We start from the raw sequence: 20084 nt of genomic DNA on the forward strand, positions 1-20084 counted from the left end.
GGCCCCGTTCGTATCTGCAGACGGGTTTGAAGGCGGCTTTGCGGCCTAGTAGCGGCGCCCCGTGAGGCCCTCGATCGGGGCGGGCGGGACCGGCTGGGTCACGAAGGGGCTTTTGCGTTTCTCGTAAAAGGCATTGCCGCCGGTCACGAGGACGTAGTGCATGTTGTCGTAGCCGAAGCGGTGGCCGGCGGTGTGGAAGAACATCGCATTGCCGATCAGGGGATGGCGCTCGCCGCGCAGAACCGCCTTGGCCGATTGTTTGGCGAGGGGCAGGCCGCTGTCCTTCATGCGTTTGGTCATGATGCCTTTGGCGAACTGGTTCTTTTGGCCGACCACGGCGCAGACGCTGCGCGGGTATTGACCGGATTCGACGCGGTTCATCACGACGCTGCCGACCGCGATCATGCCGTCGCGGCTGGAGCGGTTGCTTTCGAAATACATCGCTCGCGCCAGGCATTCCTCGTCGCTTTTGCCGCCGATGCCGCAGCCGCTGAGGGCAAGCGCGCCTGCCAGAGCAAGCATGGTCGTGCGAATTCGCGTCATTTTGGGGCGCATGCTCGGGTCCTTTCCGGCGGTATCGGCATCACGAACAGCCATAGCAGCCGCAGGAAAACGCCCCAAGCACCCGCGCGATCACAATTTTCGCCACGAGCATGTCCTTGCCGATCGGGGGAGGCTTTGCCGCCCCCCCCCGAGACGGCCTGTTGGTTCGTCAAGCGGTCAGGCCCATTCCCACGGGCGGGTGAACTGGCCGAGGATCGCTTGCACCTCTGCCGCATCGGTCTGCGCCCCGCGCGACAGCCGCGCGACGAGGCCGCGCTTTTTATCCTCGATCACTTCGACTACCTGCGCGCCGGTCCCTTCGAGCGCGCTGTTGTAGACGCGCTTGATCGCCATGCGGCGCAGGTCGGGTTTGAAGATCTTGCCGACCGCGGTTTTCGGCAATTCGGGCAGGATCTCGATATATTTCGGGATGGCTGCGCGTTCCGAGATGTGTTCGCGGGCATAATCCGTCAACTCTTCGACGGTAACCGTCGCGCCGGCCACCAGCTCGATATAGCAGCAGGGCAATTCTCCCGCGAAAGCATCCGGCTGGCCGATCGCGCCGGCGAAGGCCACGGCGGGATGATGCATCATCGCCTCTTCGATCTCGGCGGGATCGATATTATGGCCGCCGCGAATGATCAGATCCTTGGCGCGGCCGGTGATCCAGAGATAGCCGTCCGGATCGATCCGCCCGAGATCGCCGGTGCGCAAAAAGCGGCCCTCGGCAAAGAGTTCTCTGTTCTTGTCGGCCTCGGTATAGGTCGAGCCCTCGAAAACGCCGGGGTTGGCGACGCAGATCTCGCCGACCTCGTCCGTGGCGCATTCGGTGAAGGTCTCGCCGGATTTGCGCAGGATCCGGACATGTGTATAGGGCAGGACGATCCCGACGGAGCCGACTTTTTTCACCCCGTCGATGGGGTTGCAGCTGACAAGACAGGTGGCTTCGGTCAGGCCGTAGCCCTCGGCAACCTCGACGCCGGTGGCCTGACGGAAGCGGTTGTAGAGCTCCAGCGGCAGCGGGGCCGAGCCCGAAATCGCGATCCGCAGCGAGGAGACATCGGCATTGACCGGCCGTTGCACCATCGCGGCAATCGCGGTGGGCACGGTGATCAGGAAGGTGGCCTGCCAGCGCTCGATCAGCTTCCAGAAGTTGTCGAAAACGCCTTCGCCGCGATAACCGGCGGGGGTGGGCATGACCATATGTGCGCCCGAGGTCAGGCAGGACATCAGGATCGGATAGGCCGCGAAGACGTGGAACAGCGGCAGCGGGCACATCAGCACATGGGTCTCGTCGAACAGAAGCTCGGCCCCGAGCCAGCCGTTGTAGATCATGCCGCTGTATTTGTGCTGCGCGATTTTCGGCAGTCCGGTGGTGCCGCCGGTATGGAAATAGGCGGCGATTCGGTCTTCCTGCGGATCGTCGAATTGCAGGCTGCGGTGGTTCTGGGCGCTGGTCGCGGCCTCGAAATCCAGAATGCGGGCGTGGTGCTTGGTTTCGGTCTTGGGACGCAGGAAGGGCACGACCAGACGTTTGATGCCGGTCAGGTAGCGGCGCAGATCGACCTCGATGACGGTCTCGACATTGGGTGCCAGCGCGACGGCCGCCGCCGCCTTTTGCGCGACATCGCTTTTGGGGAAGGACTTCAGCGTGACGAGAACGCGGGCCTTGGTCTCGCGCAGGATGCCCGCGATCTGTTCGGCATCGAGCAGCGGATTGATCGGATTGACGATGCCCGCGACCATGCCGCCCAGCAGGACGACCGAGGTTTCAAGCGCGTTCGGCAGGAGATAGGCCACCGTATCCTGCGGCCCGATGCCGAGGCTGCGGAAGAGGTTCGCGGTTTCGGTGACGCGCTCGTGCAGATCCTGCCAGTTCAGGGTGCGGGCTGGCGCGTTCGGATCCGAGAAAAGCTGGAAACTGATGGCGGGACGATGGGGAAAGCGGTCGCGGGTTTTCGTGAGCTGGGCATAGACCGTCCGCGGCAGATCCCGCTCCCGATAGGGCATCTCTTGCTCGATGGCGTCGCGGGCCGCGATGTCCACAAATCTTTCCATGTCTTTCCTCCCCCTCGGCTGCCTTTGCCGATTTTGACCAAGAATGGTCCGAAATGTCGCATTGGAGCAAGTAGACCGATGCCCTCGCAACCGCCAGAGCGCAGCGTCACAAGCCCTGCGAATCACGGTTTCGCACGGCGCGGCGGAAACGCCTTTCCCAACCGGAAAACGGCATTTGGTTCCTTGCTGTTGCTGTCAAGTTTTCGTGATGACCGGCAGGGGTTGTAGGGAAATGGGTAAAATCATCAGGATTCCGCCATTGACCTGTCTTTTCAGGCAGGTTCTCGCCGAACCCCGCTTTCCGTTTTTTCTCAAGTAGAAAGCATGGGGCAAATGAACAAAAGTTAGAACGAAACGCCCGTCGCTGCGGCAGCATCCTGCCGGATTCCCCGGGGAATTGGACAAATGGGCGTTTGCTGCTGTGCTCGGAGGTTTGATCGTCTAAAAACGCTGACAATTCGAAGGGCTTTTCGCTATTCGATTGTACCTGTTCACCAGTATTCACTTTTGAGTTGTACGGGCGTCGAGCCCGAAACCGTTCTTGCGCGGGATGACCCGCATGAATCAGGGATATTGGAATGTCGATTTACAACTTTGTTTCCGGTTTGGGCGTTCTTGCGGGCGCCATGCTGTTTTCCTCTGTCGCCTCTGCCCAGGCGATCCGTCAGGCCCCGATCGGCGAAGTCATGCGTCCGGCCAATCGTGCGGTTGTCTGCATGGCGACCTCGGCCAATGAAAATGCCTTCGGCGCCGCGGAAACCAATGCGGTGCGCAAGGCGCGCGGTCTGGGCCATCTGCGCCCGAGCAAGAAGCTTGCCGATGCCGCTGCCCGCCACGCCTGCGACATGGCGCGCCGCAACGAGATGACCCATCGCGGCAGCACGACCAAAGGCCCCTCGCAGCGCGTCCGCGCCGCAGGTTACAAGACCCGCATCGTCGCCGAAAACATCGGCAAGGGCTTCCCGCAGGCGGATGGCGTGCTTGACGCTTGGGTGCGCTCGACCGGCCATCTCGAAAACATCCTTCTGCCGCAGGTCCGCGATTTCGGGATCGGCAAAGCCGTCGCCGCCGACGGCAAGACCGTCTATTGGGCCGCCGTTTACGCCGCCGACAGCTGATCGCGGCGGCGTCCAAGCCGCAGCTTTGACCGCGTCTCTCGCGGCAAGGCCCCTCGTCGCGCAGCCCCGTCCGCGCGACATGCAAAAGGCCCGACCGTGATTGGTCGGGCCTTTGTTGTTGGGGCGTCTTTGTGGTGCTGACGCGGGCCTAGCCCTGCGCCTGCTCTTCCTCTGCGGTACCCGTGGTGGCCTCGATGCTGCCGTCGGTGAACTGGAGGCGTGCCAGACGGGCGTATAGCCCGCCCTGCGCCACCAGCTCTTCATGGCGGCCCTGCGCCACGATCCGGCCCTGATCGAAGACCGCGATGCGGTCGGCCTTTTTCACCGTCGCCAGACGATGCGCCACGATGATCGTGGTGCGGCTGCGGGCCAAATGATCGACGGCGGCCTGAACCAGACGCTCGGATTCGGCATCCAGCGCGCTGGTCGCCTCGTCGAGCAGCAGGATCGGCGCGTCGCGCAGGATGGCGCGGGCAATCGCGATGCGCTGGCGCTGGCCGCCCGAGAGCATGACACCGCGTTCGCCGACGAAGCTGTCGTATCCGTCGGGCAGCGCCATGAGGAAGTCATGGGCATGGGCGGCGCGGGCGGCGGCCTCGATCTCGGCATCGGAGGCATCGGGGCGGCCGAAGCGGATATTGTCGCGGGCGGTAGCGGCGAAGATCACCGGATCCTGCGGCACCAGCGCGATTGCCTTGCGGAAATCGGCGCGGTCCATATCGCGCAGGTCGATCCCGTCGATGCTGACGCGGCCCGCCTCGGGGTCCCAGAAGCGCTGGATCAGCTGGACAACCGTGGTCTTGCCCGCGCCCGAAGGCCCGACCAGCGCCACCGTCTCGCCCGGTCGGATGCTCAGAGAGACATCGTCAAGCGCCGACATGTCGGGCCGCGAGGGGTAGTGGAAGGTCACACCCTCGAAGTCGATCTGGCCGCGCACAGGACGGGGCAGGGCCTTGGGTTGCGCGGGGTCGTTGATCGTATCCTCGGCGGACAGAAGCTCTGCCAGACGCTCTGTCGCACCAGCGGCGCGTTGCAGCTCGCCCCAGATGTCAGAAAGCGCGCCGACCGCGCCCGCGACCAGCACGGCGTAGATGACGAATTGCACCAGCTCGCCGATGGTCATGGCGTCGCGGAAGACGTCGCGCGCCCCGATCCAGAGAATGCCCAGCACGCCCGAGAAAATCAGGAAGATCACGATCACCGTCATGATCGAGCGGGTCTGGACGCGGCTGAGCGCGGAATCATAGGATTTTTCGGTGACCTCGGCAAAACGGGCGCGGGTCATGTCCTCGTTGGTGAAGGCCTGCACGGTCTGCGCCGAGAGCAGGCTTTCGGAGGCCGCCCCCGAAGAGGCCGCGATCCAGTCCTGATTCTCGCGCGAGAGCTTGCGCAGCTTGCGCCCCAGCACGACGATCGGCACGATCACCACCGGCACCAGCAAAAAGACCAGCCCGCTCAGCTTGAGCGAGGTCAGAAGCAGCATGGCCATGCCGCCGGTCACGATCATCATGTTGCGCAGCGCGACCGAGACCGACGAGCTGATCACCGATTGGATCAGCGTGGTGTCGGTGGTGATGCGGCTGATGATCTCGCCGGTCATGACGCGCTCGAAAAAGGCGGGGCTCATACCCATGACGCGGTCGAAAACGGCGCGGCGGATATCGGCGACCACACGCTCGCCCAGACGGGTCACGAGGTAGTAGCGGGCCCCCGTGCCGATCGCGAGCATCGCGACAATCGCCAAAGCCGCCCCGAAGTATTCGTCGAGCAGTTTCGAGCCGTCGCCAAAGCCGTCGACGACGCGGCGCACGGCCAAAGGCAGCACGAGACTGACCGAGGCGGTGATCACCAGGGCAATCAGCGCCGCCACAAGCAGAAGTTTGTAGGGACGCACGAAGGGCCAAAGCGCCCCGAGCGCACCAATGCGTTTGGTGGTCGGGCGGTCGGCGATGATTTTGGGCTGGCGGGCCATAAGATTTCCTTTGCAGCTTCGGCCGGTTTAGGCAGGCATCTGGGCCGAGGCAAGTTCGCAAAACGCCACCCGTGGGGGTGGCGTCGGCAGTGTGGCGGGCTTTCGGGTGCCGGCAGGGCCGGATCAGCCCTGCTTCGTCCCTCCGGCGAGTTCGAGAACGACCTCCCATTCCGCCGGGCTGACCGGCTGGACCGAGAGGCGCGAATTGTTGACCAGCACCATTTCGCGCAGACGCGGCTCGGCTTTGGCCTCGTCGAGCGAGATCGGGCGGACAACCGGCGCGATCGCCTTGATGTCGACACATTCCCAGCGCGGATCGTCGGATTTGCTGTCGGGATGGGCCAGCGCGATCACCTCGACCACGCCGACGACTTCCTTGCCGATATTGGAGTGGTAGAAGAAGCCGCGATCACCGATCTGCATGGCGCGCATGTTGTTGCGCGCCTGATAGTTGCGAACGCCGTCCCATTCCTCGCCCTGATCGCCTTTGGCGGTCAGATCGGCGAAACTGAAGACATCCGGCTCGGATTTGAACAGCCAATACTGCATCAGCCGATGACCTTCTTCCATTCGATCACCTCGACCGAGCGGAAGAGCCCCGCCGCTTTATAGGGATCGGTCGCGGCCCAGGCCTCGGCGGTTGCGATATCCTCGGCCTCGACGATCAAAAGCGAGCCGCGCATTTCGCCCTCTTCGATCAGCGGGCCGGCCATGCGCAGGATCTCGGCGCTTTTGAGATGGGCGAGGTGTTTCTCGCGGGTGTCGAGGCGGGTTTGCAACTTGCCGGCTTCATCGCGGCAGATAATGGCAAAAAGCGGCATCATTCTTCCTTCAGCGGACGGTTCAACAGAAATTCAAGGGCTTGTCCCATATCGACGCGTCCTTCGGCAAGTCCGGCGATCAGGGTGGAGATCGGCATATCCAGCCCGAGGCGTGGTGCCAGCGCGCTGACGGCGCGGGCGGTGGCAGCGCCTTCGACGGTGGTCGCGGCATCAAAGCTTTCGCCCGCGCCCAAGGCCTTGCCGAAGCGGAAATTGCGCGACTGTTCCGAAGTGCAGGTCAGCACGAGATCGCCAAAGCCCGAAAGCCCCGCGAGGGTCTCGGGCCGCGCGCCCATAGCACCGGCCAGCCGCGACATTTCGGCAAAGCCGCGCGTGATGACGGCGGCGCGGGCGCTGTCGCCGTAGCCCGCTCCGATCGCGGCACCGGCAGCAATCGCGATGACGTTCTTGAGTGCGCCTCCCAGTTCGGCGCCGGTCACGTCGCTGCTGCGGTAAAGCCGCAGGTTCGGGGTCGAAAGCTGGTGCTGGAGCGCCTCGGCCGCTGCCGGATCGGCGCAGGCGAGCGTCAGTGCCGTCGGCAGGCCGCGCGCGATATCGGCGGCAAAGGACGGGCCGGTCAGCACGGCGATCACGGAGTTCGGGCAGGCCTGCGCCATCAGGACCGAGGGCCCCTCGAGCGAGCCGAGATCGATCCCCTTGGCGCAGCTCACCAGATTGCGCCCGTTCAGGGCCGCGCCGTTTCCGGCCAGAAAGCCGCCCAGCTTTTGTGCGGGCAGCGCCAGAAGCACGGTTTGTTGGGTGATGCTTGCAAGATCGTCGGTCGTCGTCAGGGCAGGCGGCAGGGTGACGCCCGGCAGGCGCGGGTTCTCGCGCCCGAAGGACACATCGCGGCCCCAAAGCGTGACCGGACCATTCGCGGCCAGCGAAACCGCCAGCGCGGTTCCGAAAGCCCCCGCCCCGAGAATGGCAATGCTCATGCCTTGGCCCCCTTTTTGCCCGAGCCGAGCATGGGCGCGGCTGCCTTGTCCAACGGCCAGCGCGGGCGGGCGGCCAGATCCATGCCGTCGCGCTGCCCGTTCCGGAAGGCCTCGATGCCGGCCCATGCGATCATCGCACCATTATCGGTGCACAGACGCAAGGGCGGGGCGAGAAAACGTGCTCCGGCCGCTTCGGCGACGGATTCGAGGGCGGTGCGCAATTCGGTATTGGCAGCCACGCCACCGGCGACGGCAAAGGTCGCGACGGGATTGGCCGCAAGGGCGCGGCGGGATTTCTCGGCCAGAACATCGGCAACGGCGCGCTGGAAGGCGGCGCAGATATCGTTGCGGTCCTGTTCGTGAAGACCGCCCTGTTCGGTGACAAGCTGGTCGCGCAGCCGCAGAACGGCGGTTTTCAGCCCCGAAAAGGACATGTCGAACCCCGGCCGGTCCAAAAGCGGGCGCGGCAGCTGAAAGCGTTTGACATTGCCTGCGGCGGCAGCGGCCTCGACGGAGGGGCCGCCCGGTTGCGGCAGGCCGAGCAGCTTGGCGACCTTGTCGAAGGCCTCGCCGGGGGCATCGTCGATCGTGCCGCCAAGGCGGGTGAAAGCATCGGGGCCGTCGACGCGCAGGAACTGGCAATGCCCGCCCGAGACCAGCAGCATGAGATAGGGATAGGCGATCTGGTCGGTCAGGCGCGGCGTCAACGCATGGCCGGCAAGGTGGTTCACCCCGACCAGCGGCAGGCCGGTGCCGGCGGCCAGACCTTTGGCCATCATGACGCCCGCCATCACGCCTCCGATCAGCCCCGGCCCCGCCGTGACCGCGATCCCGTCGAGATCGCAAAGCCGCAGCCCTGCCGTGGCCAGGGCCTCCTCGACGCAGCCGTCAAGCTTTTCGGCATGGGCGCGGGCCGCGATTTCCGGAACAACGCCGCCGAAATCGGCATGGAGCTGGGTCTGTCCGACCACGACCGAGGCCAGAATTTCGCCCTTCTCGTTGACGATTGCTGCGGCGGTGTCGTCACAGCTGCTTTCGATGCCGAGAAAAGTCAGGGTCATGATGGTTCGCTTCGCAGGCAGTGGTGCAGGATATCGGGTCGCAGTCAGGGGCGCGGGCGGTGGCGCAAAACCTGCATCAGGGCCGCAGGCCTTGCCCGACGCGCGCCGAGCGCCTAGGCAAGGCCTGATAGCATTACCGCTTGAGGAACGCCATGCCGCCGCTGCTTTTGCTGACCCGCCCCGAGCCCGCCTCGCACCGCTTTGCGGCCGAGGCCGCGGGGCTTGGGCTAGAAGTGGTGATCTCGCCGATCCTGCGTATCGTGCCGGTAGCTCATGATGAGGCGCGGCTGGCTGCGGCCGAGGGGCTGGTCTTTACCTCGGAAAACGCGGTGCCTTTTGCCGGCGAGGGGCGCGGCCGCCCCGCGATCTGCGTCGGCCCTCGCAGCGCCGAAGTCGCCCGTGCGGCGGGTTTCGACGCCGTTGCGGGGCCGGGGGATGCGGCGCGGCTGATGCCGATGCTTCACGATCTCGGCGCGGGCTGGCTTCATCCCCACGGCGTCCATATCGCCAAAAAGCTGCCGGTCGCGGGGATGGCTGTCTATGACCAACTGCCGGTTGCGCTGAACGAACAGGCCCGTGCGGCGCTGGGCGGGGCGCGGCCGGTGCTTTTGCCGCTCTTTTCGCCCCGCTCTGCGCGGCTTTTGGCCGAAGAGGCGCAAACCGCCCGCGCGCCGCTCTGGGTGGCGCCGATCAGTGCGGCGGCTTGGGAAAACTGGGCCGCAGCAGCAGCGCGGCATGCGGTCGCACCCACGCCCGATGCTCCCGGAATCCTGCATGCTCTGCGGGAAATGCTGGCTGTGGAACAATCCTGATTGGCGCGGGTTGAGACGGGTAAAACTGACGACTAAGGTAGTGATGACGCCGTGTCAGATTTCTGGCCGGATCTCGCCTAGACTGATCAGGGAACCCACTGTGACCAAGCCAGAGAATTCCGCAAGCGACGCCGCCCTTCCTTCCGACGCCAGCCCGAAAAAGGCCGCCTCGGCAACGGAGACCGTGCCGAACCGACCCGTCGAGGCGGGCGCGGCTGCGGCAAGCGCGACTGCATCTTCGGGCAGCGTCACGGTTGCGGATTCGCTTCTGGTCGGCACCCCGTCGGATCCCAGCCTACAGCCCGCAAAGCGTAAAGCCATGACAGAGACCAGCCCCAGTTCGGTACCCCCGACCACGCAGCCTTCTGCCGCAAAGCCGGCCGATCCGGTCAAAACCGAGCCCGCGAAAATCATCGAGACCAAAGTGGTCGAGGTCCGCAAAGCCGGATTTTTCCCGATGCTTCTGGGCGGTGTCGTCGCTGCGGGGCTGGGTGCAGGGGGCGCCTATTACGCGATCCCGCATCTGCCCGCCGCATGGCAGCCCGTCGCGCCGGTCGATGCGCAGGCCCAAATTGACGCGGCACGCGCCGCCGCGGTCGAAGCCGCACGGACCGAGATCGCGGGCGCGCGCTCGCAACTGCTGAGCGATGCGAATGCGGCAGCCGTCACCACGGCCCGCGAAGCCGCGCAGAAACTTTTGGACGAACAGCCCGTCCGTCCCGATGCCGGTGCCGGCGATCTGGGCGCGACGGTTGCCGATATGCAGGCGGCGCTTGCCGCGCAAGCCGACCGTGTGGCGGCGCTGGGTACGGCGCTTGACGCCCTGCGCATGCCCGAGCCCGTGACGGGCGCGCAGGCAAGCTCGACTGCGGGGCTGCAATCCGGCGGCACGGTGGATGCCCAGGCCTTGCAGGCGGTGCAATCGCTGGTGGCGCAGCTGCGCGCCGAGGTCGATGCGCAGGGTGCACGGATCACCGAACTGGCCGCCCGTCCGGCCGGTGATCCCGACGCGACCGCACAGATCAGTGCCCTTGCCGCACAGGCCGCCGAGATGCAGTCGCGCATCGCCGCCGCCGCCGAAGAGGCGCAAAGCCGGATCGCCGCCGCCCAGGCCGAGGCCGAAAGCGTGCGCGCCGAAACCGCCACCATCGGGCGCCGCGCCCAGATCGCTGCTGCGGCTGCCGGTTTGCAGGCGGCGCTGGAATCGGGCGGCAATCTTGCGGGCGGGCTTGCCGATCTGCGTGCGGCGGGGGTCGAGCCTCCGGCGGCGCTGAACGGCGAGGTCGTTTCGCTGACCTATCTGCAGCGCGATTTCGACGATGCGGCGCGCTCGGGGTTGCGCGCCTCGCTCAAGGCGCAGTCGCAGGGCGGTGGTGCCATGGGCGCGATCGGGAGCTTCCTGCGCGTCCAGACCGGCGCCCGTTCGGTCGAACCGCGCGAGGGCGATGATCCCGATGCCGTCCTGTCGCGCGCCGGTGCCGCCGTGCGTCTGGGCGATATCGCCGCCGCTTTGACCGCCATCGCGAGCCTTCCGCCCGAGGGGCAGGAGGCGATGGCCTCCTGGACCGCGCAAGCCAAACAGTGGTCGGAGGCGCGCGCCGCCTTGGCCGATCTCGCCGCCACGGCGAATTGAGGGTTCGGGAATGCTGCTGTCGCTGTTGAAAATCCTGATCTTCTTTGCCGTCATTCTGGCCGTCGCGCTGGGTGCGGTTTTCCTGTCCGAAAACGGTCAGGCCCTGCGCCTGATCTATGACGGCAACGAATATACCTTGGGCCCGATCCAGCTTTTCGTCGCCTTGTCGGTCGGTGTGGTGCTGGCTTGGGCGCTGCTGCGCATCCTCGGCCTTTTCGTCGCCACCCTGCGCTTCGTTGCGGGCGACGAGACTGCCGTGACGCGCTATTTCGCCCGCTCGCGCGAGCGCAAAGGTTATGATGCTTTGGCCGAGGGCATGCTTGCGGTCGCTTCGGGCGAGGGCAAGCTTGCGCAGGACAAAGCCGCGCGCGCCGCGAAATATCTCGACAAGCCGCATGTGACCGATGTGCTGGCCGCGCAGGCAGCCGAGGCAGCAGGCGATACCGCCAAAGCTTCGGACGCGTATCGCCGGCTGCTTGCCGACGACCGCACGCGTTTTGTCGGCATTCGCGGCCTGATGCGTCAGAAACTGCATGACGGCGATACGGCCACCGCGCTGAAGCTTGCGGAAAAGGCCTATGCCTTGCGCCCGAAAAACCGCGAATTGCAGGATACATTGCTGCAACTCCAGACCTCGGAAGGGGATTGGAAGGGCGCGCGCCAGATCCTGAAGGAAAAGCGCAAACAGGGTCAGTTGCCGCAGGATGTGGCGATCCGCCGCGATGCGGTTCTCGCGCTGCAGGAGGCCCGCGACGTACTGGCCGAGGGCAGCTCGATCTCTGCCCGCGAGGCCGCGATTTCGGCAAACCGCGCCAGCCCCGACCTGATTCCGGCGGCGGTTCTGGCCGCGAAAAGCTATATCGCCCAAAAGGATACGCGGAACGCGACGCGGGTCTTGCTCAAGACCTGGTCTGTGCGCCCGCATCCGTCGATTGCCGCGACCTTTGCCGATATCGTCCCCGACGAGACGCCCGTGGCGCGGCTCAAGCGGTTCGACACGCTGATCCGCCAGAACCCCGACAACGAGGAATCGCATCTGCTGCGCGCCGAATTGCTGCTCGCGGTCGAGGATTTCCCCGGCGCGCGGCGCGCGCTCGGCGATCTGGCGCAGAAACATCCGACGGTGCGCACGCTCTCGATCATGGCTGCGATCGAACGCGGCGAGGGTGCCGATGATGCGGTGGTGCGCGGCTGGCTGGCCAAAGCGCTGACCGCAAGCCGCGGTCCGCAATGGGTCTGCGACAAATGCCATAACGTGATGGCCGATTGGGCGCCGGTCTGCGACAGCTGCGGCGGCTTCGATACGCTGAGCTGGCGCGAGCCGGACGACCGCCGCCGCGCGCGTTTTGCCGCGACCGACGGCGTCGAGATGCTGCCGCTTCTGGTCGGCGCACCCGTCGTTGGCGGTCTGGCTGCGGCGCAGGCTCAGGCCGAAAGCACGGGGACCTTTGCCAATATCGCGCGCGATCTTGCCTCCGATACAGCGGCACCGGCAAAGCCGGTCGAGATCGCGAATGTGGCCCCCGGAATGGTGCCGCGCGAATCGGATTACATCCGAACCGAACCGGCCAGTTTCGCCGATCTGCCCGAGCCCGCCATGACCGTCACCGACCCCGAAGAGCCGGTTGTCTTGCGGGCGGACGCGCCTCGGGCGCCCTTCGTCGTCCCGCCCGAAACGCCGGCCCCCAAGGCGCCGGTCAATCCCGATGATCCGGGTGTTTCCGGCTTTGTTTCGGCCGAGGAATTCGCTCCGGTGCGCCCCGATGTCGAGCCGATCGACGACGATTATCTCGAAGAGATGAAAAAGAGCCGCTAAACCCCTTTCCACCCGCGCCGGAACCTGTTATCCGGCGCGGAATACGCCTTCTCAGGCAAGATGCCGCAGTAGCTCAGCTGGTAGAGCACGTCATTCGTAATGATGGGGTCGGGGGTTCGAGTCCCTTCTGCGGCACCACTTCACTGAATGTGAAGCAATTCTTCCCGATGATATTTTGAAGATGCGCCGCTTGTGCGGGTCCGCGATTTTCGTTGCGCGCCTTTGCCCCGGCACCTATCCGCGGCCCGGTCAGCGGCAGAATGGCACCGCGCTTGACCCGTTCCATACCGCGGCGACCGCCCTGCATGGCTGCCACAAGATCGCCCCGAGGACATTCTTCGCAGCATGGGAGTGGTCGCAACACCCCTTTGCGCCGCCCCGACAGGGACGGCGTCGGGGCTGGTAGGGCCTGCCCGTTCGGGGCCGGACTAGAACTCCCTGCCGATCAGGCGGTCGAGCGAGAGTTTGCCGCCGCCAAAGGCCGCGATAATCGCCGCGCCTGCGGTCCAGAAGATCGAGTTGAACTCTGCCTTGCCCTGCACCTGCGCTAGGAAGCCTGCGCCGCCGTCCGTCAGCATATATTGCTGGCCCTGTGCGGTCAGGTATTGCAGGTTCGCCTGCAGGAAGGTGATGCCTTCGGGCGTCAGAAGCGCATCGCCGTAGGGGTGATCCATGTGGAACTTGATCGTCACCGCCAGCAGGATCGTGCTCGCAAGCGCTGCCGGACGGGTCAGAAGCCCCACCGCGATCAGAAAGCCGCCTCCGAATTCGACGATGGCGAGCAGCGGCGAAAAGAGCCAGGGCAGCGGCAGGCCCAGTACGTTTTCGATAAAGCCCGTCTGCGCCATCGGCGCGATGATCTTGGGCCAGCCCTCGACCATCAACAGGCCGCCGATGATCAGGCGGAAGACCAGCCAACCGACCGGCTGGGCGAAATTGTGATAGAAAGGTGCCATGAACGGCAGCAACAGCCGCTCTCTCGGGCTTGATGTCATTTCTTCCATGCATTCCCCCACTGGTTAAACCGGAGCCAAAACAACTGGCTCGCAAAGAGTGCGGGAGCATCGGCGCTCTGGCAAGCGGCGGCTGCGGCAGGGCCGCGCGACGGTGCGGAATTCCGGAGATTTTGCTGTCTTCGTCCGCTTTTCGCCCGTTTTCATGCGGTCAGGGCAGTGTCAGACCGGATCACCCTGACGGTTTCCGTCGCCGTCGATCCACCAGATCACGTCCTTCCCCTCGGCGCGCAGCTGCGCGTTTTCGCTCTCGGGCGGGAGGATCAGGCTTTTGTGGCAGGCGAGCCCCGCGATTTCCATGCTGCCGTAGGCCCCGCGCCCGAGACGGGCGGTAATCACCTTTGCGACCAGCGCGGGCGTCAGCTCTTCGGGGCGGGCGCTGGCGGGATCGGCGATGATCGCGGCAAGGCGGGCCTCTTTGGCGGCCTCCGCGGCCAGAATCCGCGCGACCTCGGCCCGAAAGGCGGCTTCGGTGGCGACATAGGCCTCGAGCGTGGGCAGCTTCGCGGTCGCGGGCTTTTTCAGCTTGAGCCGGCCGTCGCGGTAAAGGCCCAGCAAAAGCCGTGCCCCGATCGGGGAAACCAGCGCGACCGGAGCGTCGTAAAACGCCAGATCGCGGTCGTCGGGATCAAGCCGCTCGCGACCGGCACGCCCGTCGAGCACCGCCTTGCGCAACGCGGCCAGCGCGGGGGTGCGGTGGATGTTGGGGATCATGTCGATGACCGACAGGGCCGGTTTCATCCGTTCGCGAATGCTCCAAAGCATGGCTTTCCCCTCGTGCAGGCTGTGGCGCTCCGGCGGATCCTGCCGGAGCGGTTTCGGAGGCCCGTCTTAGCCGCCCGGTCCCGCCGCGTCCATTCTTTGCCGTTCCGCGTCTCAGGGCAGGATCAGAATGGCGCGGAAATCGTTGACATTGGTCAGGGTCGGTCCGGTCACGACCTGCTGGCCGATCGCCGCGAAGAAGCTGTGGGCATCGTTGCGCGCAAGCGCCTCGGCGGGATCGATGCCGCGCTCACGCGCCAGTGCCAGCGTATCGGGGCCGATCAGCGCCCCCGCGACTTCGGCCGCGCCGTCAACACCGTCGGTGTCGCAGGCGATGGCATGGATCTTGGGGGCACCGTCGAGCGCCTGCGCCAAGGCCAAGGCATATTCCGCATTCGGCCCGCCGATCCCGTCGCCGCGCCGCGTGACCGTCAGCTCGCCGCCCGACAAAAGGATGCGCGGGCCGGTCAGGGACAAGGCAAGCCGCGCATGGTCCTGCGCCACTTCGCGGGCCTCGCCCTCCAAGGCATCGCCGAGGATATCGACCTTGTAACCCGCATCACGCGCCAGTTTGGCGGCCGCCTCCAGCGATTGCGAGGGCGCGGCGCAGATCGTGTTCACGACGCGTGACAGACGCGGATCATCGGGATGGAGAACGCCGCTCGGCCCTTGGAGCGCTTGCCGCACCGAGCCGGGCGGATCGAGGCCCCAGCGGCGGATGATCTCGCGCGCATCCTCGGGGGTCGAGTAATCGCCGACCGTCGGGCCCGAGCCGATCATCGCCGGATCGTCGCCCGGAATATCGGAAACCAGAAGCGCCAGCACCCGCGCCGGATAGGCCGTCGCCGCCAGCTGACCGCCTTTGACGCGGCTGAGGTGCTTGCGCAGCACGTTCATTTGCCCGATCGGCGCGCCCGAGGCCAAAAGCATCTGGTTGACCATCTGCTTTTCCGCCAGCGTGACCGAACCCGCAGGCGCGATCAGCAAGGACGACGCCCCGCCCGAAATCAGTGCGAGCACCATGTCGTCGGGCCCGAGCCCCGCCAGCATCGCCAGCATCCTCTGCGTGGCGGCAAGCCCCGCCTCGTCGGGGACAGGATGGGCTGCCTCGACGATCTCGATGCCTCTGGTCGGGCGGCCATAGCCGTAGCGCGTGATCACCAGCCCTTCGCAGGGCCCCCAAGCTTGCTCGACGGCCTCGGCCATGCGTGCGCTGGCCTTACCCGCGCCGATGACCAGCAGCCGTCCGTTTGGCCGTTCGGGCAGAAACTGCGCGAGGCTTTGCATCGGATCGGCGACCGTTACGGCGCGGTCGAACATCTGGCGGAGAAGTTGGGCAGGGGTCACTATAGAAGCAGTCACAACGCAGTTCCCGGGCTGAGGGGCCGTTCCGGCATGAAAGGATCGCCGGAACATTCCGTCGGGCCGCGTTGCTCGCGGGCCTATAGAGGGCCGGTTGGCACAATGTGGCGGACAGACCGGCCCGCCCGCAAGTGCGCAAACGTTCCATGTCCTTCTTTTGGCGCTCAGGCAGGCGGGGCGTCGGGGAGGAACCCGGCACCGTCCTCCGCCGCGTGAAAGCGCAAAGAGGCCAGAAGCGTCTGTTTCGAGGTGCGCAGGTGGCTTCGGGTCGCCGCAAGCGCGGCCTCTTCGTCGCGCGCCTCGAGGGCGGCGATGATCGCGAGATGCTCGGCGATGGCGGCATGGTTGCGGTCGCGTTCGTCGGTCTTGTCCCATTGAAAATGATAGTGGAAGATCAGCGAGATAACCTTGCTGAACTCCGCCGCGAAGCGGTTTTGAACCACGGCGCCGATCGTGTTGTGGAAACGCTCGTCGAGTTGCGAGAAATCGTGGAAATGGTGATCAATGCGGTTTTCGAGGCGCTGGTGCTCGTCCCTGAGCGCGGCCAGTTCGCGCCAAACCGCGTGATCCGCAGGCAGGGCCAGCAGATGCGAAACCGCGTTGAGTTCGAGGATCATGCGGAAATCCGACAGCTCGACCGCGAAATCGCGGGTAAATCCGACCATTTCCCAGCCGCCGCGCGGACGCCGCCGCACCAGTCCGAAGCGGCTGAGCGAGGCCAGAAATTCCTGGAATGCATAGGCCGGAACCTGAAAGCGCCGCGACAGATCGGTGACATTGAGCGCGGTTTGCGGCGGAATGTCGGCGCGCAGGATCCAGTCGAGAAACTGGCGCTCGAGCTCTTCCTCCGAAATCGCGCCGCCCTGCGTCTCCAGCCGGTCGCGCGGCAGAGGGTGGCGCAAAAGCGTCTTGTCGCGTCCGCTCCAGTGGATGATCGTCTCGCTATGCATCCGTTCGAGCGCGCTGCGCACAATGGTGCGGCTGACCTCGAGGCGGGAGGACAACAGCAGCTCGGCCGGCAGGCTTTCACCCGGTTCGAGCGTGCCGCAATAGTCGAGCAGGGTGTTGTAGGCCTCGCGGAACCGTTCGTCTGTTCTGCCCAATCGCACGCCCTCCGCCTGTTTCACCAGAGGAAAGCAGCTTTTGCAGCGCGAATGAAGAGGGCGCGTGCCTGTCTGGCCGCATTCTCGCCAAAAGGCGTTTCCGGCCGACAGCGACAGGTATTGCGGGGCAGGATCAGCACAATTGTTGATTATGATTAAAAACAATTGACGCGACAGCCCGGCATGTCGCAGGTTTCGCGAAAGCCGCCCCGAGGCGGAGATTTCGACGTGCAATCCCCTGCAAGGAACTTTGCGATGGAAGACAGTGCCGGCCAAGCCGTAAAGGGCGGGCTCTCGCCCCGAACCGCATCTGCGGGAATGATGCTGGCGGGAAGCTGCATCGCGCCGGGTCAGTTCGCGATCGTCGAACAGCCCTTGCCCGATTCCGCGCCCGAGGGCTGGGTTTTGATCGATATCGCGGTAGTCGGCCTCTGCGGCACGGATTACCATATCTTCGAGGGCAAACACCCCTATCTCGACTATCCGCGCGTCATCGGCCACGAGCTGTCGGGCCGGTTGGTCGCGGATCTCGTGACCGCCGAGGGGCGGCTTGCGGCGGGGTCTCTCGTGGTCATCAACCCCTATGTCTCCTGCGGTGAATGCCGCCCCTGTCTGCGCGGCAAGCCCAATTGCTGCATGAAAATCGGGGTGTTGGGGGTTCATCGCGACGGCGGTCTGACCTCGCGCATCGCGGTGCCCGCGGGCAATGTCTATTCCGCCGAGGGGCTGGACGAGGTGGCAGCGGCAATGGTCGAATTCCTTGCGATCGGGGCCCATGCCGTGGCGCGTTCGGGGATTGTCGCGGGCGACCGCGTGCTGGTGACCGGCGCGGGTCCGATCGGCATCGGCACGGCGCTTTTCGCGCGGCTTGCAGGGGCAGAGGTCCATCTGCTCGATCTCAGCCGCAAACGGTTGGCGCAGGCGGCGGAGAAATTCGGCTTTGCGCATCTGCATGACGATCCGGCGAAGATCCTCGAAGGCGATCTGGCCGACGGCTTCGATCTGGTTTTCGACGCGACCGGCTCGGCCAAGGCGATCGAGGCGGGCTTTGCGCTGCTGGCCCACGGCTCGACCTATGTTCTGGTCAGCGTGGTCAAGGACCGCATCAGCTTCGAGGATCCCGAATTCCACAAGCGCGAGTCCCGCATCATCGGCAGCCGCAACGCTTTGCGCGCGGATTTCGAGCATGTCATGGCGGCGATCCGCTCGGGCGCGATCGATACCGGCGCGCTTTTGTCGGCCGAACTGACCCTGACAGAGCTGACCGAGCGCTTCGCCGCGCTCGCCCATGACCGCGAGTTGCTGATCAAGGCGGTGGTGCGGCCCTGATCGCGCTTGCATCCGGCGCGCGCTCTGCGGAAGCTGACAAAAAGCGGGGAGGGCGGCGATGCAGCGAACAAGGAAATGGGCACCCAAGGGACGCTTCATTCCGGTGATCGACGGCTTCATCTACGAGGTCGAGCCGCAGGGTGCCGCCTATTTCGTCACCCCGCCCGAGCGCGCGGCCATGGTGCGTCGCATCCTGATGCTGATCCCGCTGGTAATCTTTGGCGCGATGGCCGTGCTCGCGCTGGTCGCCCTTATGCTGGCCAAGGGCTTCTCGGCTTTCGAAAGCAATTTCCCCGCGATGGTGGTGCTGGCTTTGGCCGCGATGGCGCTGGTCTTTGCGGGGCTCCGATGGGCCTCGCTCGCTCCGGCGCGGGCCTTGTCGGGGCGTGCGCCGCTGGCGCGTGACGAGATCCGCAGCCTGCGCGAGCGATTCGAGGCGACCCTGCCCGACGAGGCCGCGGGACAGATTGAAGCATAGGCCTCAGCGCCGATATGGTTGATTCGTCTGGTTTTCTCGCCTTTCGCGGGAAATCGGCCCGAATGGCGGGCGCAGGCGGATTTTTTTACCCCGAAATTTTCCTGTAAAGAAACGCTGTTTCTTGACGTGGTGCGCTGACGGAAATGTCGCAAACCCCCGTGAAGCTGCGACATTTTGTCCTGTCACCCCCTTTGGATTGCGCGATCAGTTTTCGACTGGTGAAAATAATTTCACCCCTAAGTCTTAATTGCCGCAACTAAAGTTCCGTGTTTGCATCATTGTAGGCAATGGTATGCCCAGACGAGGCACCTTCAGGGGAGGGAGGAATGGCGTCTATAGATGAAACCATGGCGGTATCGGGTGATGAAAACTCGGTGGCGGATTGCGTTTTCTTTCCAGACACTTACTCGAAGTCTACCCGTGGCGTGATCCTGCTTGCTTCGGCGGCGGTTGGTGGCGTTGGCGGCTTCATGCTGTCGGGCGCTGCGGATGTTTCCGCTGCGCTCTGGTCGGTTCTGGGCGTGGCGGCGGTCGCTGGTGGGGTTCTGTCCACCTGGTCGCCCTGCGGCTATTCCTCGATCTCGCTTTTGCGGCCCAACGGTCGTGGTGTGAAGGAGGCGATCGGCTGGTTGCCGACATTCGCGATGCATGGCCTCGGCTATGCGGCAGGGGCGGTCATTCTGGGCACGCTTTTGGGCGCGATCGGGGCCATAGCGGGCTTTACCGGCATCGCTTCGACCATCGCGCTGACGGTTCTGGCGATCATCGGCCTGCTTTACGGGGCGCATCAGCTCGATCTCGTGCGCGCACCCTATCCGCAGCGCCGGGCTCAGGTGCCCCATGACGCGCGCAACCGTTTCCCCAAATGGGTGATCGGTGGCCTTTACGGCCTGTCGCTCGGGCTGGACTACCTGACCTATGTCCAGACGCCGCTGCTTTACATGATGACGCTTGCGGCGGTGTTCACCGGCAATATTCCGGCGGCCATCGCGATCATCGCGCTGTTCAACCTCGGCCGCTATCTGCCGGTCGCGGTCAATCTACTGCCCTGCAAGGACTATGCCATTCAGGCATGGCTCGCCCGCAATCAAGAGCGCGCGGCCATGGTTGACGGGGCCATCCTTGCTGCCCTTGGCGCAGCATTCGCGGTGCTTGCCCTGATCTGACGATCGGGGCGCGCCCGCTCGCGCGCCTCAAGACAAGAAGAACTATCCAGCGACGCTTGTGCAGGGCCGCAGGTGTCAGGTCGCCATCTTAGGGAGGAT

General features: G+C 65.2%; 18 protein-coding genes and 1 tRNA gene. 8 read left to right on the top strand and 11 right to left on the bottom strand.

Annotation, left to right across the window (positions count from 1 at the left end; translation table 11 throughout):
* Positions 1-45: 45 nt before the first annotated feature.
* Together ACFFUC_RS14740 and ACFFUC_RS14745 are read right to left on the bottom strand one after the other, a co-directional pair.
* Positions 46-555 carry a cell wall hydrolase gene (locus tag ACFFUC_RS14740; protein WP_377687509.1) on the bottom strand — a complete coding sequence of 170 codons (510 nt, stop codon included), beginning with the start codon at positions 553-555 and terminating at the stop codon, positions 46-48.
* A 165-nt stretch (positions 556-720) separates the two neighbouring features.
* Complete coding sequence (locus tag ACFFUC_RS14745; RefSeq protein WP_377687511.1) at positions 721-2601, bottom strand: acyl-CoA synthetase; 1881 nt, start codon at positions 2599-2601, stop codon at positions 721-723.
* 578 nt (positions 2602-3179) lie between these two features.
* Here ACFFUC_RS14745 and ACFFUC_RS14750 point away from each other — a divergent pair.
* Entirely contained in the window at positions 3180-3719 is a 540-nt protein-coding gene (locus ACFFUC_RS14750; RefSeq protein ID WP_377687513.1) for a CAP domain-containing protein, read from the top strand.
* 148 nt (positions 3720-3867) lie between these two features.
* Here the strand turns inward: ACFFUC_RS14750 and ACFFUC_RS14755 are convergent, their stop codons facing one another.
* The 5 genes from ACFFUC_RS14755 to tsaD all read right to left on the bottom strand — a co-directional run bounded on the left by ACFFUC_RS14755 (position 3868) and on the right by tsaD (position 8511).
* On the bottom strand, positions 3868-5691 hold the full coding sequence (locus ACFFUC_RS14755; protein WP_377687514.1) for an ABC transporter transmembrane domain-containing protein: 1824 nt from the start codon (positions 5689-5691) through the stop codon (positions 3868-3870).
* 123 nt (positions 5692-5814) lie between these two features.
* Complete coding sequence (locus tag ACFFUC_RS14760; protein ID WP_377687685.1) at positions 5815-6240, bottom strand: EVE domain-containing protein; 426 nt, start codon at positions 6238-6240, stop codon at positions 5815-5817.
* Entirely contained in the window at positions 6240-6512 is a 273-nt protein-coding gene (locus ACFFUC_RS14765; RefSeq protein WP_377687516.1) for a YciI family protein, read from the bottom strand. The genes ACFFUC_RS14760 and ACFFUC_RS14765 overlap by 1 nt, the downstream gene beginning before the upstream one ends.
* A complete protein-coding gene (locus tag ACFFUC_RS14770) occupies positions 6512-7450 on the bottom strand; it encodes an NAD(P)H-dependent glycerol-3-phosphate dehydrogenase (RefSeq protein ID WP_377687517.1) in 939 nt (312 codons plus the stop codon). The genes ACFFUC_RS14765 and ACFFUC_RS14770 overlap by 1 nt, the downstream gene beginning before the upstream one ends.
* A complete protein-coding gene (gene tsaD, locus ACFFUC_RS14775; protein WP_377687519.1) occupies positions 7447-8511 on the bottom strand; it encodes a tRNA (adenosine(37)-N6)-threonylcarbamoyltransferase complex transferase subunit TsaD in 1065 nt (354 codons plus the stop codon). The genes ACFFUC_RS14770 and tsaD overlap by 4 nt, the downstream gene beginning before the upstream one ends.
* 152 nt (positions 8512-8663) lie before the next feature.
* Between tsaD and ACFFUC_RS14780 the strand changes: the two genes are divergently transcribed.
* The 4 genes from ACFFUC_RS14780 to ACFFUC_RS14795 all read left to right on the top strand — a co-directional run bounded on the left by ACFFUC_RS14780 (position 8664) and on the right by ACFFUC_RS14795 (position 12910).
* Complete coding sequence (locus ACFFUC_RS14780; RefSeq protein ID WP_377687521.1) at positions 8664-9323, top strand: uroporphyrinogen-III synthase; 660 nt, start codon at positions 8664-8666, stop codon at positions 9321-9323.
* Positions 9324-9423: 100 nt separating this feature from the next.
* Positions 9424-10956 carry a hypothetical protein gene (locus ACFFUC_RS14785; RefSeq protein WP_377687523.1) on the top strand — a complete coding sequence of 511 codons (1533 nt, stop codon included), beginning with the start codon at positions 9424-9426 and terminating at the stop codon, positions 10954-10956.
* A gap of 10 nt (positions 10957-10966) precedes the next feature.
* A complete protein-coding gene (locus tag ACFFUC_RS14790; RefSeq protein ID WP_377687524.1) occupies positions 10967-12772 on the top strand; it encodes a heme biosynthesis protein HemY in 1806 nt (601 codons plus the stop codon).
* A gap of 62 nt (positions 12773-12834) precedes the next feature.
* Positions 12835-12910: transfer RNA gene (locus tag ACFFUC_RS14795), tRNA-Thr, on the top strand.
* 290 nt (positions 12911-13200) lie between these two features.
* On the opposite strand, the gene ACFFUC_RS14800 is transcribed toward ACFFUC_RS14795, so the two are convergent.
* The 4 genes from ACFFUC_RS14800 to ACFFUC_RS14815 form a co-directional block, all read right to left on the bottom strand.
* A complete protein-coding gene (locus tag ACFFUC_RS14800; RefSeq protein ID WP_377687526.1) occupies positions 13201-13776 on the bottom strand; it encodes a DoxX family protein in 576 nt (191 codons plus the stop codon).
* Positions 13777-13947: 171 nt separating this feature from the next.
* Positions 13948-14550 (bottom strand): hypothetical protein, encoded by a 603-nt coding sequence (locus tag ACFFUC_RS14805; protein WP_377687528.1) that lies wholly within the window; start codon positions 14548-14550, stop codon positions 13948-13950.
* Between the two features lie 111 nt (positions 14551-14661).
* A complete protein-coding gene (locus ACFFUC_RS14810) occupies positions 14662-15867 on the bottom strand; it encodes a glycerate kinase type-2 family protein (RefSeq protein ID WP_377687686.1) in 1206 nt (401 codons plus the stop codon).
* 206 nt (positions 15868-16073) lie between these two features.
* Positions 16074-17012: an FCD domain-containing protein gene (locus tag ACFFUC_RS14815; protein ID WP_377687530.1), complete on the bottom strand. Its 939-nt coding sequence runs from the start codon at positions 17010-17012 to the stop codon at positions 16074-16076.
* 255 nt (positions 17013-17267) lie between these two features.
* Here ACFFUC_RS14815 and ACFFUC_RS14820 point away from each other — a divergent pair, with 255 nt between their 5' ends.
* The 3 genes from ACFFUC_RS14820 (at position 17268) to ACFFUC_RS14830 (ending at position 19985) form a co-directional block, all read left to right on the top strand.
* Entirely contained in the window at positions 17268-18341 is a 1074-nt protein-coding gene (locus tag ACFFUC_RS14820; protein WP_377687532.1) for a zinc-binding alcohol dehydrogenase family protein, read from the top strand.
* Between the two features lie 58 nt (positions 18342-18399).
* Positions 18400-18819, top strand: a complete 420-nt coding sequence (locus ACFFUC_RS14825; RefSeq protein WP_377687534.1) for a hypothetical protein — start codon at positions 18400-18402, stop codon at positions 18817-18819.
* 326 nt (positions 18820-19145) lie between these two features.
* A complete protein-coding gene (locus ACFFUC_RS14830; protein WP_377687536.1) occupies positions 19146-19985 on the top strand; it encodes a methylamine utilization protein MauF in 840 nt (279 codons plus the stop codon).
* The last annotated feature ends 99 nt before the right edge of the window (positions 19986-20084 follow it).

The organism is Paracoccus cavernae (assembly GCF_042430175.1).
Classification (GTDB): domain Bacteria; phylum Pseudomonadota; class Alphaproteobacteria; order Rhodobacterales; family Rhodobacteraceae; genus Paracoccus; species Paracoccus cavernae.